This is a genomic window from Serratia proteamaculans, from assembly GCF_008830365.1.
Taxonomy (GTDB): domain Bacteria; phylum Pseudomonadota; class Gammaproteobacteria; order Enterobacterales; family Enterobacteriaceae; genus Serratia; species Serratia proteamaculans.
In genome coordinates, this window is sequence record NZ_WBKI01000002.1 from 106,458 (window position 1) to 121,691 (window position 15,234).

Annotated in this window: 17 protein-coding genes and 1 other annotated feature; of the genes, 11 read left to right on the top strand and 6 right to left on the bottom strand. The window is 57.9% G+C overall.

Going from position 1 to position 15,234, the window contains the following annotated elements; all coding sequences use genetic code 11:
- Positions 1-3: 3 nt before the first annotated feature.
- Positions 4-1,023 carry an isopenicillin N synthase family dioxygenase gene (locus F8R23_RS09495; RefSeq protein ID WP_151415549.1) on the bottom strand — a complete coding sequence of 340 codons (1,020 nt, stop codon included), beginning with the start codon at positions 1,021-1,023 and terminating at the stop codon, positions 4-6.
- Positions 968-1,204: a hypothetical protein gene (locus tag F8R23_RS09500; RefSeq protein WP_129935100.1), complete on the bottom strand. Its 237-nt coding sequence runs from the start codon at positions 1,202-1,204 to the stop codon at positions 968-970. The genes F8R23_RS09495 and F8R23_RS09500 overlap by 56 nt, the downstream gene beginning before the upstream one ends.
- 112 nt (positions 1,205-1,316) lie before the next feature.
- Here F8R23_RS09500 and F8R23_RS09505 point away from each other — a divergent pair, with 112 nt between their 5' ends.
- Together F8R23_RS09505 and F8R23_RS09510 are read left to right on the top strand one after the other, a co-directional pair.
- Positions 1,317-1,973: an HAD family hydrolase gene (locus F8R23_RS09505; RefSeq protein ID WP_085116000.1), complete on the top strand. Its 657-nt coding sequence runs from the start codon at positions 1,317-1,319 to the stop codon at positions 1,971-1,973.
- Positions 1,974-2,076: 103 nt separating this feature from the next.
- Positions 2,077-2,697 (top strand): glutathione S-transferase family protein, encoded by a 621-nt coding sequence (locus tag F8R23_RS09510; RefSeq protein ID WP_099064163.1) that lies wholly within the window; start codon positions 2,077-2,079, stop codon positions 2,695-2,697.
- Positions 2,698-2,715: 18 nt separating this feature from the next.
- Here F8R23_RS09510 and F8R23_RS09515 read toward each other — a convergent pair whose 3' ends face one another.
- Positions 2,716-3,816: a PQQ-dependent sugar dehydrogenase gene (locus tag F8R23_RS09515; RefSeq protein ID WP_129935102.1), complete on the bottom strand. Its 1,101-nt coding sequence runs from the start codon at positions 3,814-3,816 to the stop codon at positions 2,716-2,718.
- 131 nt (positions 3,817-3,947) lie between these two features.
- Between F8R23_RS09515 and F8R23_RS09520 the strand changes: the two genes are divergently transcribed.
- Positions 3,948-4,367, top strand: a complete 420-nt coding sequence (locus tag F8R23_RS09520; protein ID WP_151415550.1) for a GNAT family N-acetyltransferase — start codon at positions 3,948-3,950, stop codon at positions 4,365-4,367.
- A gap of 11 nt (positions 4,368-4,378) precedes the next feature.
- Positions 4,379-5,359: a magnesium and cobalt transport protein CorA gene (locus F8R23_RS09525; RefSeq protein ID WP_129938467.1), complete on the top strand. Its 981-nt coding sequence runs from the start codon at positions 4,379-4,381 to the stop codon at positions 5,357-5,359.
- Between the two features lie 39 nt (positions 5,360-5,398).
- On the opposite strand, the gene F8R23_RS09530 is transcribed toward F8R23_RS09525, so the two are convergent.
- On the bottom strand, positions 5,399-6,781 hold the full coding sequence (locus F8R23_RS09530) for a sodium:solute symporter family protein (RefSeq protein WP_129935106.1): 1,383 nt from the start codon (positions 6,779-6,781) through the stop codon (positions 5,399-5,401).
- 72 nt (positions 6,782-6,853) lie between these two features.
- Complete coding sequence (gene speB / locus F8R23_RS09535; RefSeq protein WP_129938468.1) at positions 6,854-7,786, bottom strand: agmatinase; 933 nt, start codon at positions 7,784-7,786, stop codon at positions 6,854-6,856.
- Between the two features lie 247 nt (positions 7,787-8,033).
- On the opposite strand from speB, the gene F8R23_RS09540 reads away from it, so the two are divergent.
- Positions 8,034-8,948, top strand: a complete 915-nt coding sequence (locus F8R23_RS09540) for a LysR family transcriptional regulator (protein ID WP_129935110.1) — start codon at positions 8,034-8,036, stop codon at positions 8,946-8,948.
- Between the two features lie 58 nt (positions 8,949-9,006).
- Here F8R23_RS09540 and F8R23_RS09545 read toward each other — a convergent pair whose 3' ends face one another.
- Positions 9,007-9,831 carry an SDR family oxidoreductase gene (locus F8R23_RS09545; protein ID WP_112350260.1) on the bottom strand — a complete coding sequence of 275 codons (825 nt, stop codon included), beginning with the start codon at positions 9,829-9,831 and terminating at the stop codon, positions 9,007-9,009.
- Positions 9,832-10,060: 229 nt separating this feature from the next.
- Between F8R23_RS09545 and hisL the strand changes: the two genes are divergently transcribed.
- From hisL to hisH, 6 genes are all read left to right on the top strand, one after another.
- The gene (hisL, locus tag F8R23_RS09550) at positions 10,061-10,108 is read left to right on the top strand and encodes a his operon leader peptide (RefSeq protein WP_101495319.1); all 48 of its coding nucleotides are present in this window, start codon (positions 10,061-10,063) and stop codon (positions 10,106-10,108) included.
- Positions 10,084-10,210: a sequence feature (His leader region), on the top strand. It overlaps the preceding gene by 25 nt.
- Positions 10,211-10,280: 70 nt before the next feature.
- Positions 10,281-11,180: an ATP phosphoribosyltransferase gene (gene hisG / locus F8R23_RS09555; RefSeq protein ID WP_112350259.1), complete on the top strand. Its 900-nt coding sequence runs from the start codon at positions 10,281-10,283 to the stop codon at positions 11,178-11,180.
- Between the two features lie 4 nt (positions 11,181-11,184).
- A complete protein-coding gene (gene hisD, locus F8R23_RS09560) occupies positions 11,185-12,492 on the top strand; it encodes a histidinol dehydrogenase (RefSeq protein ID WP_112350258.1) in 1,308 nt (435 codons plus the stop codon).
- On the top strand, positions 12,489-13,577 hold the full coding sequence (gene hisC / locus F8R23_RS09565) for a histidinol-phosphate transaminase (protein WP_151415551.1): 1,089 nt from the start codon (positions 12,489-12,491) through the stop codon (positions 13,575-13,577). Before hisD ends, hisC begins: the two co-directional genes overlap by 4 nt.
- Positions 13,574-14,641, top strand: a complete 1,068-nt coding sequence (gene hisB, locus F8R23_RS09570) for a bifunctional histidinol-phosphatase/imidazoleglycerol-phosphate dehydratase HisB (RefSeq protein WP_099064155.1) — start codon at positions 13,574-13,576, stop codon at positions 14,639-14,641. The genes hisC and hisB overlap by 4 nt, the downstream gene beginning before the upstream one ends.
- Positions 14,641-15,231 (top strand): imidazole glycerol phosphate synthase subunit HisH, encoded by a 591-nt coding sequence (gene hisH / locus F8R23_RS09575; RefSeq protein WP_099064154.1) that lies wholly within the window; start codon positions 14,641-14,643, stop codon positions 15,229-15,231. Before hisB ends, hisH begins: the two co-directional genes overlap by 1 nt.
- Positions 15,232-15,234: the final 3 nt, after the last annotated feature.

A 15,234-nucleotide genomic window follows, 5' to 3' on the forward strand; every position in this document is an offset into this window, starting at 1 on the left:
CCATCAGGCAACAACGTCCTGATAGTAGCGCTGCGCCACGTCGGGATGAGAGCGAATGCGCCCCTTCAGATAGTTAAAACCCACGTCACGCAACAGCGGATTATGCGGATCGCTGGCCGGTCCGTGCGCCTCGGCCATCAGAGATGCCGGAAGCTGATAAAGCGGCACCACGGCATCCAACCGAGCGCCAAGGAAGAAGGCAATCGACAAGCGGTCGCTGCCCGCAGGGGGTGTCTCTACCCGGTGTACCGTGGCACGCAGATAGCCATTGGTTGCCAACTCCAGCAGTTCGCCGATATTCACCACAAAGGTGTCTTCAAACGGTTCGGCGTCGATCCATCGCCCTTCGTCAATTTCAACCTGCAGACCCTTTTGCCGGTCCTGCAACAGAAAGCTGAGAAACCCGGAGTCTTTATGGGAACCCACCCCTTGCCCGCTGGCGGTCGCCTCGCGCCCCGGATAACGGATCAGTTTGATATGTTCATTGGGTTTGTCGCCGTAGAGCGCGTCAAATGCCTGCTCCGGTAAAGAAAGCGCCAGGGCAAAAGCGCGCAACAGTCGCAGCGACATGGCGGTCATCGCCTGTTGCCACTGCAACAGCAGCGGCTTCAGTTCGGGCAGTGCCTCAGGCCATTGATTCGGCCCCTGTAGACGCGCCCAACGCGGAGTTTCATTAGCCAGTTGCAGCGCAGGGCGTTCCGCGCCGATATCAAACTGCTCACGCCAGTCCGGCTGCCCGCGCGTCAGTTCGGCCGCTGCACGGTTATAACCGCGAAAGTGCGGCGAATGCACCATCTGCACCGCCAGCTTGTCGGCTTCCGGCAGGGCGAAAAATTGCCTGGCATACTGCTGCAATTGAGCATTCAGCCTGTTATCTACGCCGTGTCCGCGCAGATAGAAAAAACCTGCGTCACGCGCTGCCGCACGCAGCTCATCAAGGAATCTCTGCCGCTGCCGCGCGTCGCCGTCAAGCTGCGAAAGATCCAGCAGCGGCAGCGTCTTCAGCGTCAGTGGTGGTGTCATTATCCTGTTCCTCTTCATCCCCGACAAAAACCGGACCGCTATAAAGGCGAATTATCAGCATCTTTAACTCCTGGATGACCAGTGTATGGTCCCTATAGTTACCACCCCGCCAGCGATGCCAGCCAATATTGTTGCGTTCTAAGTTATGCAAAGCTTCAACAAAGTGTCGCAAAACTGTCATCAATGTTTCTTATGCTCTGCGCAATTTGTTCGTCGCCACTGGCTGGCGGCTTACGCTATCCGCTATTCTGTATACACCGCCATTTCACTCCCTGCCTGCCGGAGAAATACTGATGGATTTAGCCTTATTCGACCTGGATGAAACCCTGATTGATGATGACAGCGCCAGCCTGTGGATGCGCTGGTTAGTCACCGAGGGGTTTGCGCCGGCGGAACTGGAACAGCAGGAACAGCAACTGATGCAGCTCTATTATCAGGGCAAGCTGTCGATGGAGGATTACATGCAGGCCACGCTGGCCCCGCTGGCCGGCCTGAGCACCCAGACGGTGGCTGGTTGGGTGCAGCGTTATATCCGCCGCGATATTCTGCCGCGCGTCTACCCCGCCGCCCGTGAACGCCTGCTGTGGCACCGTGAACGCGGCGACTGCATTCTGGTTATTTCCGCCACGGGTGAACATCTGGTTGCGCCGATAGCCGCACAACTGGGTGCCGACGGCGCACTGGCGATTGGCGTCGAAGTGCAAGACGGCCGCTTCACCGGCAACACTTACGGCACCATGACCTACCAGCAGGGCAAGGTGATCCGCCTGAAAAAGTGGCTGGCCGAACACCCGGAGCTGAGCTTTGAACACAGCCATGGCTACAGCGATTCCCTCAACGACAAGGCGATGCTGGAATATGTCGACAGCGCTACGGTGATCAACCCGGACACGGAGCTCAACGCGCTGGCAGTGGAAAAAGGGTGGGAGATTTGCCGCTGGGAGCGCTAAACGACGCGTCGGTCGGCAAAAAATGCCTTCCGGTGTGACAATCGCTGAATTGTGGCGTACGAATAATAGCTTAGGTTAATTCACCCGTATAAAGAGGCGTTCTATGCTGACCATTTGGGGTCGTGAAAATTCGAACAACGTCAGGAAAGTGCTGTGGTGCGCCGCAGAGCTGGAGCTGAATTACAGCCATATCAATGCCGGTGGCGCATTCGGCAAGGTGAACGACGAGCTCTACCGCTCATTAAACCCGAACGGCCTGGTGCCGTTACTGCAGGACGGTGACTTCGTGCTGTGGGAATCCAACACCATAGTGCGTTATCTGGCGGCGAAATTTGGTAGTGAACCCTTCTACCCGCAGGATCTGCAGGCACGCGCCAGCGCTGAGAAATGGATGGACTGGACCACCGCCACTATCGTCAGCCACTTTAGCGTGGTGTTCTGGGGCCTGGTGCGTACCAAGCCGGAACTGCGCGACATGGCCAAGATTGAAGCGGCGATCGCCACGCTGGAAAAGCACTTCGACATTGTGGAAGAAACCCTGGGCCGCCAGCCTTACCTTTCCGGCGAGTCGTTCGGTATCGGTGACATCCCGCTCGGCAGCTTTGCTTACGCCTGGTTCTCAATGCCGATTAAGCGTCAACCCCGCCCGAACATGGAACGCTGGTACCAACAGTTAACCGCCCGCCCCGCTTATCAGCAGGGTGTGATGAGTGAGTTAACCTGATTTTCACGGGGCGGTTTTTTACGACGCCCCGACCTTCAGCAGCTTACCGTCACTCTCATCCGTCAGCAGATAAAGATAACCGTCCGGTCCGGTACGCACTTCGCGAATGCGTTCGCCTTGATCGGCCAGCAGCCGTTCTTCCCCAACAATTTTATTACCGTCCAGCGTCAGACGGATTAATTCTTTTTGCGCCAACGCGCCAATAAACAGCGAATGCCGCCAGGCAGGGAAGCGTTGCGAATCATAGAACGCCATGCCGCTGATACCGGGCGACACCGGCCAATAATGCAGCGGCGGTTCGGTGCCGGCTACCTTCTGCCCTTTAGCCTCCGGGATCGCCAACCCGGAATAATTAATGCCATAGGTGGCGATCGGCCAACCGTAGTTTTTCCCGGCCTGAGGAATATTGATCTCATCCCCGCCGCGCGGGCCATGTTCGTGTTCCCAGATGGCACCACTCCACGGGTTCAGCGCCAATCCCTGTGGATTGCGCTGGCCATAAGACCAGATTTCTGGCCGCTTACCCGCCTGACCGACAAACGGATTATCCGGCGGTACGGCCCCCTCGGCGGTTAACCGCAGGATCTTGCCCTGTAGCTTGTCCAGATCCTGCGCCGTCGGCCGCTGGTTATTTTCGCCCAGTGCGATAAACAGATATCCCTGACGATCGAACGCCAGCTTGCCACCGAAGTGATTGCCGACCGACAGCTTCGGCTGCTGACGGAAAATCACTCTGAAGTTTTCCAGCCGCCGGCTGTCGGCGCTTAGCTGGCCGTAGCCCACCGCGGTCCCCGCCTTGTCATCCTCACCCGCTTCGGCAAAGCTGAGGTAAACCCGCCTGCTGTCGGCAAAATCCGGCGCCAACAGCACTTCCAGCAGGCCACCCTGCCCCTGGGCATACACCGGTGGCACGCCGCTAATCGGCGCTGACAGCCCTTTATCTTGCTGCCACAACCGCAGACGCCCCGGTCTTTCAGTGATTAACATACCTCGATCGCCAGGCAAAAACGCCAGCGACCATGGGTGTTCCAATTTATCCTGTAATTGCATGACCGTCGGTGCGGCGTGCAACAGGCCACTGAACAACAGTAAAGCGGCCATCATGCTCAATCGGGGCATAGCGTCCTCCGGGACAGAAACTGACCCACTTAGTGTAGCCCAGTAGGATGATTCCCACGTTTGTTTTAAATTTCAATATGTTGCCTTTTCCACCGACTGTGCTTAAGTTAAGGGTTCACCAAGGAGAAAACATGAACATCACCGTCACCGAAACCCCTGATGAAGAAACCCTCAACACCATCCGTTTGGGGTTACGGGCCCACAACAGCCCATACATCGACCCTATCCAACGCAAATCCCTTGCCGTCTATAGCCAGGATGAAGCCGGTCGGGTGGTCGCAGGCCTAACCGGCGAGACCTGGGGAAACTGGTTGAGCGTTGAATGGTTGTGGGTGGATGATTCGCAGCGCGGCAGCGGGTTAGGTCGCAAGGTGGTGCTGGCAGCTGAACAGGAGGCTAAAGCGCGGGGCTGTCGTTATGTTCGTCTGGATACCTTCAGCTTTCAGGCGCGGCCGTTCTACGAGAAGCTCGGGTACCGCTTGCAGATGACGCTGCAGAATTACCCGATAGAACACGAATGTTACTTTCTCACCAAAACTCTTATTGAATAGCAGGTGGCTTGATGGAAACCGCAACCATGGTTGTGAATTGCGTAGCATACAAGGCCGGTCAACGGCTGGGCGAAGTGACCATTGATGATGTCAGTGAGGTAGTCAAGCAACCGGACACCTTCGTCTGGCTCGGGCTGTGGCAGCCGGAGGACGCCTTTATGCGCAAGGTGCAAGAGGAATTTGGGCTGCACGATCTGGCGATTGAAGATGCCCTGTGCGCCCACCAACGACCAAAGCTTGAAGCCTACGGCGATTCATTGTTTATCGTGGTCAAAACCGCGCAATGGGGAAAGGACGAAGTCGAGTACGGCGAAACCCACTTTTTTGTCGGCAAAAACTTTCTGGTCACGGTACGCCACGGTGACTCACCCAGCTATGCGCCGATCCGCCTCAAGGCGGAAGAAAACCACAAGCAAATGTGCCGCGGCCCGGGTTTTGCCTTGTATTCGGTGATGGACTTTGTGGTAGATAACTACCGCACCGTGGTGGCAAAGTTCGAGACGGATATCGAAGCCATCGAAGCCAACATGTTCAAATCCGAGTTTGATCAGACCGCCATCGAGAACGTCTATACCCTGCGGCGACACCTGTTGGCGCTGCGCAATGCGGCGATGCCGATGGACGAAATCTGCAATCAGCTGATTCACCTGCATGAAGAAGTGATCCCGAAAGAGCTGCGCGCCTATGTACGTGACGTACAGGACCATGCCCGCCAGGTGGTCAGTAACATCGACGATATGCGAGAAATGCTGACCAACGCCATGCACGTCAATCTGGCACTGGTCACGGTAAAACAGAACGAAGTGGTAAAACGGCTAGCGGGCTGGGGGGCGATCCTGGCGATCCCTACGGTGATATTCAGCCTGTACGGCATGAACTTTGCCAATATGCCGGAGCTGAAATTCCCCTGGGCCTATCACACCATCCTCGGAGTCACCGCCGTCGGCTGCTTCTTCCTGTACCAAAAACTGAAGAGATCCGGCTGGCTGTAGTCGATTATGGGGCTGCCCACCACAGCCCCATTTTACCCATTACTCGGGCTGAACCTGCTGTGACAGACTGGGTCGGGTCAGCAAACTGCCAATCAGAAAGGCCGCGCCGCCCACCAGCAGGCCACCGTAGATCGGGCTGTTGGCCTCAATACCCTGGTAATACATCAGCCCCAACACGCACAGGCTGCCGGTCAGCATACTGGCAATAGCCCCGGTGCTGGTGGCGCGCTGCCAGAAAATGGCGCCGATCAGCGGGATCAGCATCCCCCCCACCAGCAGGTTATAAGCCAGCGTCAGCGCCATCATCACGTCCCGCACCACAAACGCCAGCCCCAGCATAATGCAGCCCATGATCAGTGTCGTGAGTCGCCCGGCCGCCAAGCCACCGGAAGGCCGCTTGCGGATCGCCGGCAATACGTCCTCCAGCGCAATAGTTGAGGACGCTAACAGACAGGCGCTGGCCGTCGACATCAGCGCCGCCAACGCGGCAGCCGCCACCAAACCGCTGACGCCCGCCGGCAACACCGCCTGAGCAATGGCGGCAAAAGCGCCATCGGTATTGGTCAGTTGCGGCAACACCAACTTTCCGGCCATGCCAATCAGAGCACCGGTCACGCCATACAGCACGCAGTAAACCCCGGCACCCAGCCCGGCGTAACGAGCAGTATTGATGCTGTGGGCGGTAAATACCCGCTGCCAGATATCCTGACCGATCAGGATGCCGAAGAAGTAGATCAGGAAGAACACCAGGATAGTATCCAGCCCGATCGACGACAGCTGGTAGTAGCTGTCCGGCAATTGGCTGCTGAACGCCGCCCAGCCACCGGCTTTGACGATGCTCATCGGCATCAACACCAGCATCATGCCGACGGTCATAATAATAAACTGGATAATGTCGGTCAGCGTCAGTGACCACATGCCGCCCAGCGTGGAATAAAGCACCACCAAGCCCCCACCAAGCAGAATCGAAGCGGTGAACGACAGATCAAACATCACCTGCATCACGCTGCCGATGGCGATAATCGAGGTGACCGCCACCATCAGATCGTAAGCCAGCATGATGGCACCGCTGGTGACTCTGGCGGCCGGATGATAGCGCCGCGCCAGCACCTGACTGACGGTGTAGAGCTTGAGTTTGAGCAGCGGTTTGGCCAGCACCATGCTCAACACCACAATCCCCGCACCCAGCGCCCCGCACAGCCACACCCCCGAGATACCGTAGGTGTAACCCAGCTTGACGCTGCCAATGGTTGACGCGCCCCCCAATACCACGGCGGACAGCGTGCCCAGGTACAAACAGGGCCCCAGATTGCGGCCAGCCACCAGATAATCTTCCTTGGTGGTAGCCCGGCGAACGCCAAGCCATCCCACCGCCCCTATCACCAAAAAGTAAAACACCACTACCAGCAGGTCGAGATTCATCAGTCACTCCGCATGCTTGTTATTATTCGGTATCAGGCGCAACGGCTCCGCCGGTCAGGGTATAGCGAGGCCTTATCGCTCAGGCAACACACACAGCATTTCAAACAGCAGGTTAGCCGCCAGCAACGCGGTATTTCCGGAACGATCGTAAGGCGGCGAGACCTCTACCACGTCGCTGCCGACCAGATTCAGCCCCCGACAGCCCCTGACGATCTCCAGGCCCTGCCAAACCGACAGCCCGCCGACCTCCGGTGTGCCGGTGCCCGGTGCAAAGGCCGGATCCAGACCGTCAATGTCGAAACTGAGGTAAACCGGCGCATTGCCCATCTGTTCACGCACTTCTGCCATCAGCGGTGCCAACGAGCGATACCAGCAGGCTTCCGCCGGCACCACGCGAAATCCCTGCTTGCTGGACCAGTCGAAATCATCGGCCTCATAACCGCTGCCACGCAGCCCAATCTGTACCACCCGCTGTGGCTGCAAAAGCCCCTCTTCAAAGGCGCGGCGAAAAGTCGTCCCGTGCGCCAACTTTTCACCAAACATCTCTTCGTTGGTGTCGGAGTGGGCATCCACGTGAATCAAGCCAACCGGGCCATATCGGCTGGCCATCGCACGCAGGACAGGTAACGTCAGTGTGTGATCGCCCCCCAGCGTTAGCGGAATGCAGCCGTGGGCCAAAATGCCGTTATAGGCCAGCTCAATGCGGCGGACGCTGTCCTCCAGGCTGTAGGGGTTGATGGCCACATCCCCCAGGTCGGCCACCTGCAACCGTTCAAAAGGCGCGGCGGCGGTACCCATGTTGTAAGGGCGGATCATCACCGATTCCTGACGGATTTGCCGCGGCCCGTAGCGCGTGCCGCTGCGATTTGAAGTACCAATATCAAGGGGAATACCGACGAAGGCCGCATCCAGCCCCCGTGCATCATCTGCGACGGGCAGGCGCATCATGGTAGGGATACCGGCAAAACGCGGCATATCGTTGCCACTTTGGGGTTGGTTCAACATGGGTTTTCCTTGTTCGAGCGTCGGTGAGTTTCAACATTTGGATAACAATTACAGGCTACCCCGACACCTGACAGGGCTACCATTCCATCTTTGGGATGTAAGTATTGAAAATACCGATGATTAGTAACGCATTGAACCGTTGGATTTTATTTAACTCCCATGCCATAAAGACACAGTTACCCGCCCACCGACCCCCTCGGTGATGTTATGCAATAGTTAACAATTAGCGATTTCCGTGGAGGAGAGAATGCTCACCAATTTGAGCGATATTGATCTGCGACTGCTGCGGGTATTCGTCGCCGTTGCGGAAGCCCAGGGCGTCAGCGCGGCTCAGGAAACGCTGTTGATGAATCAGTCGACCATCAGCACCCATCTCGCCACGCTGGAGACCCGACTGGGATTTCGCCTGTGTCAGCGCGGCCGTTCCGGTTTTATGCTGACCCCGAAAGGCGAACGCATGCTGATCGCCTGCCGCACCCTGTTTAACGCCGCACGTGACTTTACCCGCGTCAGTCAGTCGCTGAACGGTCTGTTGACCGGCGATCTGCAGATCGGCCTGGTGGATAATCTGGTGTCGCTCCCGGGTAATCCCTTCAGTCGTGCCATCAAACAGTTTCAACGTCGGCATCAGGATGTGCAGTTGCAGTGCCGAATTTGCGCCCCCGGCGAACTGGAACAGGGGTTGCTGAATCAGCAGCTCGATGTGGGTATCGGTTATTTTGGCCAGCAGTTGGACGAGCTGCAGTATCAGCCCTGGATAGAAGAGACGCAGGCAGTCTATTGCAGCAGCGATCACCCGTTGTTTGCGGTGGAGCAGCCGGGGCGTGAACAGATTGAAAATGCGCGCTGGGTCAAGCGCGGCTACCTGCTGGCGCAGCAGCTTTGCCCGCTGGCACCGCTAAACCTCGGTGCCGTTGCCCATCATATGGAAGGGGTCGCCCATCTGGTGCTCAGCGGCGAGTATCTCGGTTACCTGCCCACCCATTACGCCGCGCGCTGGGTAGAACAAGGCGCATTGAAACAGTTAGGTGGGCAGGCGCTGTCTTATCAGGCGGCATTGAGTCTGGTGACCCGGCCTGGCTTGCCAAAGGAGGCACTAAGCGCATTGCTGGAGGATTTGCAGCGCGCCGGGGAGGCTTCAGCCGCTATGGCGTTGGTGTAGCAAGGTGCGAACAGCATAAAAAAATGCCCCGCACACTTGGCAGGGCATGTTCAAACGTTTAATTGACCGGCATACGCGCCGGATCCGGGTACTGATATTCAAACCCCAGTTCGTTGCAGATACGGCTGCCGTCCACCAGACGCCCGCCCTGCTCCGTCTCGGCGGCAAACTGCGGCGGCGACAGATTTAATTGTTCGGCTAGAGCCGGGTAGAACTCGCGTTTGGTCGGATGGGCCGGCGCACATAGATTATAAACATGGCCGCCTTTCGGCAATTTCAGCAGCAGTTGGATCGCGCCGATCACGTCGTCCTGATGCACCAGATTAACCCCTTGCGAGCCGCCTTTAACATCAACTTTGCCCGCGAGGAAACGGCCAGGATGACGATCGGCCCCCACCAGCCCCGCCAGACGCAAAATATCCACCGAGGTGTTCGGCAGCTCATGCAGCCAACGTTCCAGCTCTGCCAGCACCTGCCCCGAAGGCGAAACCGGCTTCAGCGGCGAGTCTTCGCGCACCGTGCCGGTGGTTTCACCGTACACCGAGGTTGAACTGGTAAACAGGATGCGCGGCACGCCGAAGGCCATCGCACTGTCCACCAGCATGCGCACCGCATTAAAATAGTTTTCACTGCCTTCGACGGTACGGCGAGCGGGTAACGTCACCACCAGCGCATCAACGCGCAGCAGCGCCTCCAGATCCTCCGGTTCGCAAATCAGTTCCGGCGTCATTTCCAACTGATAGCATTCAATCCCGCTCATCCGTGCGGCCTCGACGCCATCCGGCGTGGTTTTACTGCCAACGACGTCAAATCCACGGCTCATCAGCGACAGAGCCAGCGGCATACCCAACCAACCCAGGCCAATAATGGCTACCTTTTTCATGATCTTCCTCTCTTGAAGACTGCAGCGCTTTGCCCATTAAGGCTACGCCAGTCAGCGTAGTGATTCAATCCACCGATCTTAAGCTTAGGTAAAGTCGCGTCCAGCTAATAACTCAACCTGTTTCAATAAATTAAATTTATGACGACAAAAAAGAGTTGCGCGACAGACGGCGGATAGTTTAGGTTAATTAGCAATTGAGTTTGTAGCGACTTTATACAGAGAACACACCATGACACGCATTCAGTTCAGCCACCATCATCACCATCACCCTGACTAGTCTTTCAGGCGATGTGTGCTGGAAGACGGTTAGTTAATCTTCCAGTGGCGCGCAGAATGCAAGAGAGAGCCCTCGGAAGATTTCTTCCGAGGGTTTTTTTTTGGCTCCGGACAGACAGATAAAATAATTTTCATTATAAATTCAAAAAATTACAGATTAAACAGAGGTTACCATGCTGGATAAAACACGTTTACGGATAGCAATGCAGAAATCGGGCCGCCTGAGTGATGAATCACAGGAGCTACTGGCGCGCTGCGGTATCAAAATCAACCTGCAGCAACAACGCCTGATCGCCTTCGCGGAGAATATGCCGATTGATATCCTGCGCGTGCGCGATGACGATATCCCGGGCCTGGTAATGGACGGCGTGGTCGACCTGGGCATTATCGGTGAGAACGTGCTGGAAGAAGAGCTGCTCAACCGCCGCGCTCAGGGCGAAGACCCGCGCTACTTCACCCTGCGTCGCCTGGACTTCGGCGGCTGCCGCCTGTCGCTGGCCACTTCACTCGACAGTGAATATGCCGGCCCGCAAAGCCTGCAAGACGCCCGCATCGCCACCTCTTACCCGCACCTGCTGAAGCAATACCTCGACAAACAGGGCGTGCGCTTCAAATCCTGCCTGCTGAACGGTTCGGTTGAAGTGGCACCACGTGCCGGTCTGGCCGACGCCATCTGCGACCTGGTTTCCACCGGCGCTACGCTGGAAGCCAACGGCCTGCGTGAAGTGGAAGTGATTTACCGCTCGAAAGCCTGCCTGATCCAACGCGACGGCGAAATGCCGGAAGCCAAGCAGCAACTGATCGACCGCCTGATGACCCGTATCCAGGGCGTGATCCAGGCGCGTGAATCCAAGTACATCATGCTGCACGCGCCAAGCGAGCGTCTGGACGAAATCGTCGCGCTGCTGCCGGGTGCCGAACGCCCTACCATTCTGCCACTGGCCGGCGCACAGAATCGCGTAGCCATGCACATGGTCAGTAGCGAAACCCTGTTCTGGGAAACCATGGAAAAACTGAAAGCGCTCGGTGCCAGCTCGATTCTGGTGTTGCCAATTGAGAAGATGATGGAGTAAGGCCATGTCGAACTTCAATACTCTGGTCAACTGGGCAGACTGTAGCGCCGAACAGCGCACAGCACTGCTGATGCGTCCGGCGATTTCCGCCTCGGACAGCATCACCCGCACGGTGAGCGAAATCCTCGACAACGTGAAGGCCAATGGCGATCAGGCGCTGCGCGATTACAGCGCCAAATTTGATAAAACCGAGGTTGGCGCGCTGCGCGTCACCGCCGAACAGATAGCCGCCGCCAGCGCTCGTCTGGGTGATGAGATCAAGCAGGCCATGGCCGTGGCCGTTGCCAATGTGGAAACCTTCCACAATGCGCAACAGCTGCCGCCGGTCGATGTGGAAACTCAGCCGGGTGTGCGTTGCCAGCAGATAACCCGCCCGATCGATTCGGTGGGGCTATATATTCCCGGTGGCTCCGCACCGCTGTTTTCTACCGTACTGATGCTGGCGACACCGGCACGCATCGCCGGTTGCCGTCGCGTGGTGCTGTGCTCACCGCCGCCGATTGCCGATGAAATTCTGTATGCCGCGCAACTGTGCGGTGTGAAAGAGGTGTTTCAGGTTGGCGGTGCACAGGCGATTGCCGCCATGGCGTTCGGCACCGACTCTGTACCGCGTGTGGCGAAAATCTTCGGGCCGGGCAATGCCTTTGTCACCGAAGCCAAACGCCAAATCAGCCAACGACTGGACGGCGCCGCCATCGACATGCCGGCCGGCCCTTCCGAAGTGCTGGTGATCGCCGACGCCGGTGCCACGCCGGCGTTTGTTGCCTCTGACCTGCTGTCGCAGGCGGAACACGGCCCTGACTCCCAGGTGATCCTGTTGACGCCGGACGCCGCCATGGCACAGGCGGTAGCCGAAGCAGTAGAGCAGCAACTGGCACAGTTGCCACGCGCCGAAACCGCCCGTCAGGCGCTGGCCAGCAGCCGACTGATCGTCGCCAAAGATTTGACCGAATGCGTGGCCATCAGCAACCAGTACGGCCCGGAGCACCTGATCATTCAGACCCGCAATGCCCGTGAACTGGTCGACAGCATCACCAGTGCCGGTTCGGTGTTTCTTGGCGACTGGTCGCCGGAGTCTGCCGGTGACTATGCGTCCGGCACCAACCACGTGTTGCCGACCTACGGTTATACCGCCACCTGTTCCAGCCTGGGCCTGGCGGATTTCCAAAAGCGCATGACGGTGCAAGAGCTGACGCCGCAGGGCTTTATGAATCTGGCCGCCACCATTGAAACCCTGGCCGCCGCCGAGCAGTTGATTGCCCACAAAAACGCCGTGACCCTGCGCGTTGCCGCCCTGAAGGAGCAAGCATGAGCATTGAAAATCTGGCACGCACCAACGTTCGCGATCTGACCCCTTATCAGTCGGCACGGCGTCTGGGCGGTAACGGCGACGTGTGGCTAAACGCCAACGAATACCCGATTGCCCCCGAGTTCCAACTGACCGCTCAAACCTTTAACCGTTACCCGGAGTGCCAGCCGGCGCTGGTGATCGAACGCTACGCCGACTACGCCGGGGTTAAGAAGGAACAGGTACTGGTCAGCCGCGGTGCGGACGAAGGTATCGAACTGCTGATCCGCGCATTCTGTGAACCGGGCAAAGACGCCATCCTGTTCTGCCCACCGACCTACGGCATGTATGCCGTCAGCGCAGAAACCTTTGGCGTGGAACGCCGTACCGTGGCGGCTAAACAGGACTGGCAGCTGGATTTACCGGCCATCGCCGACAGCCTGGACAACGTGAAGCTGATTTACGTCTGCAGCCCTAACAACCCGACCGGTAACCTGATCGATGCCAACGATCTGCGCGCCGTGCTGGAAATGGCCAAAGGCAAGGCGATCGTCGTGGTTGACGAGGCCTATATCGAATTCTGCCCGCAGGCAAGCGTAGCCGGCTGGCTGAACGACTACCCGCATCTGACGGTGCTGCGTACCCTGTCCAAAGCCTTTGCGCTGGCCGGGTTGCGCTGTGGTTTTACCCTCGGTAACGAAGAGCTAATCGCCCTGCTGCTGAAGGTGATCGCCCCTTATCCGCTGTCCACCCCGGTCGCCGATATCGCCGCTCAGGCGCTCAGCACCGAAGGGATCCGCGTGATGCGTCAGCGGGTTACCGAGATTGCCGCCAACCGCAGTTGGTTGCAGCAGGCGCTGCAAAACTGTGCCTGCGTTGAACAGGTTTTCACCAGTGACAGCAATTACCTGCTGGCACGATTCACTGCTTCCAGTAATGTGTTTAAAACCTTATGGGATCAGGGCATTATCTTAAGAGACCAAAATAAACAACCTGGGTTGTCCGGCTGCCTGCGCATCACCATAGGCACCCGTGACGAATGCCAGCGCGTGGTTGACGCGCTGTCTGCCTTGCCCGGTGCAACCGAGACTCGCCAGGAGCCAATGTGAGCCAGAAATTCCTCTTTATTGACCGTGACGGCACGCTGATTGCTGAACCGCCGGAAGACTTCCAGGTCGATCGCCTGGACAAACTGGCGCTGGAGCCGGACGTGATCCCTTGCCTGCTGAGTTTGCAGCAAGCGGGTTATCAACTGGTGATGATCACCAACCAAGATGGCCTCGGCACCGCCAGTTTCCCGCAGGAAACCTTCGATCCGCCGCACGACCTGATGATGCAGATCCTCAGTTCTCAAGGCATCCACTTTGAAGATATCTTGATCTGCCCGCACCTGCCGGCGGACAACTGCGACTGCCGCAAGCCGAAGACCGCACTGGTCAAAGGCTATCTGGAGCCCGGCGTGATGGATACCGTTCACAGTTACGTAATCGGCGACCGTCCAACCGATGTGCAACTGGCGGATAACATGGGCATTAAGGGGCTGCGCTATCAGCGCGACACCCTGGGCTGGAAAGAAATTACACGCCAACTCACCCAGCGCGATCGCCATGCGCAGGTTAACCGCGTGACCAAAGAAACGCAGATCGACGTCAACGTCTGGCTGGATCGCGAAGGTGGCAGCAAGATCAAGACCGGCGTGGGCTTCTTCGATCACATGCTGGATCAGATCGCCACCCACGGCGGCTTCCGCATGGACATCAACGTGAAAGGCGATCTGTATATCGACGATCACCACACGGTGGAAGACACTGGCCTGGCACTGGGTGAAGCGCTGAACAAGGCGCTCGGCGACAAACGCGGCATCGCGCGCTTCGGCTTTGTACTGCCGATGGACGAGTGCCTGGCACGCTGCGCGCTGGACATCTCCGGCCGTCCGCACCTGGAATACAAAGCAGAATTCAACTATCAGCGCGTCGGCGATCTGAGCACCGAAATGGTCGAACACTTCTTCCGTTCGCTGTCCTATACCATGGGCTGCACCCTGCACCTGAAGACCAAGGGTAAAAACGACCACCACCGTGTCGAAAGCCTGTTCAAAGTGTTTGGCCGCACGCTGCGCCAGGCGATCCGCGTTGAGGGCAACACCCTCCCGAGCTCGAAAGGAGTGCTGTGATGGACGTGGTGATTCTGGACACCGGCTGCGCCAACCTCGCCTCTGTCACCTACGCGGTGCAGCGTCTGGGCTATCAGCCGGAGGTAAGCCGTGACCCGGAGATCGTCCTGCGCGCCGACAAGCTGTTCCTGCCGGGCGTTGGCACCGCGCAGGCGGCGATGGACCAGTTGCAACAGCGTGAGCTGATTGAGCTAATCAAGGCCTGTACCCAGCCGGTGCTGGGGATTTGCCTCGGTATGCAGTTGTTGGCCAAGAGCAGTGAAGAGAACGGCGGCATCGACACGCTGGGTATTATCGATACCCCGGTAACCCAGATGACCGACTTCGGCCTGCCGTTGCCGCACATGGGCTGGAATCAGGTGTCTGCCCAGGCGGGTCATCACCTGTTCCGCGGCATCGAGGACGGTGCCTACTTCTACTTCGTTCACAGCTATGCGATGCCGATATGCCCAAGCACCATCGCCCAGGCGAACTACGGCGAGCCCTTCACCGCCGCCGTGCAAAAAGACAATTTCTTCGGCGTGCAGTTTCATCCAGAGCGATCTGGTGCGGCCGGTGCGCAACTGTTGAAAAACTTTCTGGAGATGTAGGCA

Excerpts from the sequence above, each read along its gene's own strand:
- F8R23_RS09495 (WP_151415549.1), bottom strand. The coding sequence starts at position 1,023 with ATGACACCACCACTGACGCTGAAGACGCTGCCGCTGCTGGATCTTTCG.
- F8R23_RS09500 (WP_129935100.1), bottom strand. The coding sequence starts at position 1,204 with ATGACAGTTTTGCGACACTTTGTTGAAGCTTTGCATAACTTAGAACGC.
- F8R23_RS09505 (WP_085116000.1), top strand. The coding sequence starts at position 1,317 with ATGGATTTAGCCTTATTCGACCTGGATGAAACCCTGATTGATGATGAC.
- F8R23_RS09510 (WP_099064163.1), top strand. The coding sequence starts at position 2,077 with ATGCTGACCATTTGGGGTCGTGAAAATTCGAACAACGTCAGGAAAGTG.
- F8R23_RS09515 (WP_129935102.1), bottom strand. The coding sequence starts at position 3,816 with ATGCCCCGATTGAGCATGATGGCCGCTTTACTGTTGTTCAGTGGCCTG.
- F8R23_RS09520 (WP_151415550.1), top strand. The coding sequence starts at position 3,948 with ATGAACATCACCGTCACCGAAACCCCTGATGAAGAAACCCTCAACACC.
- F8R23_RS09525 (WP_129938467.1), top strand. The coding sequence starts at position 4,379 with ATGGAAACCGCAACCATGGTTGTGAATTGCGTAGCATACAAGGCCGGT.
- F8R23_RS09530 (WP_129935106.1), bottom strand. The coding sequence starts at position 6,781 with ATGAATCTCGACCTGCTGGTAGTGGTGTTTTACTTTTTGGTGATAGGG.
- speB (WP_129938468.1), bottom strand. The coding sequence starts at position 7,786 with ATGTTGAACCAACCCCAAAGTGGCAACGATATGCCGCGTTTTGCCGGT.
- F8R23_RS09540 (WP_129935110.1), top strand. The coding sequence starts at position 8,034 with ATGCTCACCAATTTGAGCGATATTGATCTGCGACTGCTGCGGGTATTC.
- F8R23_RS09545 (WP_112350260.1), bottom strand. The coding sequence starts at position 9,831 with ATGAAAAAGGTAGCCATTATTGGCCTGGGTTGGTTGGGTATGCCGCTG.
- hisG (WP_112350259.1), top strand. The coding sequence starts at position 10,281 with ATGCTGGATAAAACACGTTTACGGATAGCAATGCAGAAATCGGGCCGC.
- hisD (WP_112350258.1), top strand. The coding sequence starts at position 11,185 with ATGTCGAACTTCAATACTCTGGTCAACTGGGCAGACTGTAGCGCCGAA.
- hisC (WP_151415551.1), top strand. The coding sequence starts at position 12,489 with ATGAGCATTGAAAATCTGGCACGCACCAACGTTCGCGATCTGACCCCT.
- hisH (WP_099064154.1), top strand. The coding sequence starts at position 14,641 with ATGGACGTGGTGATTCTGGACACCGGCTGCGCCAACCTCGCCTCTGTC.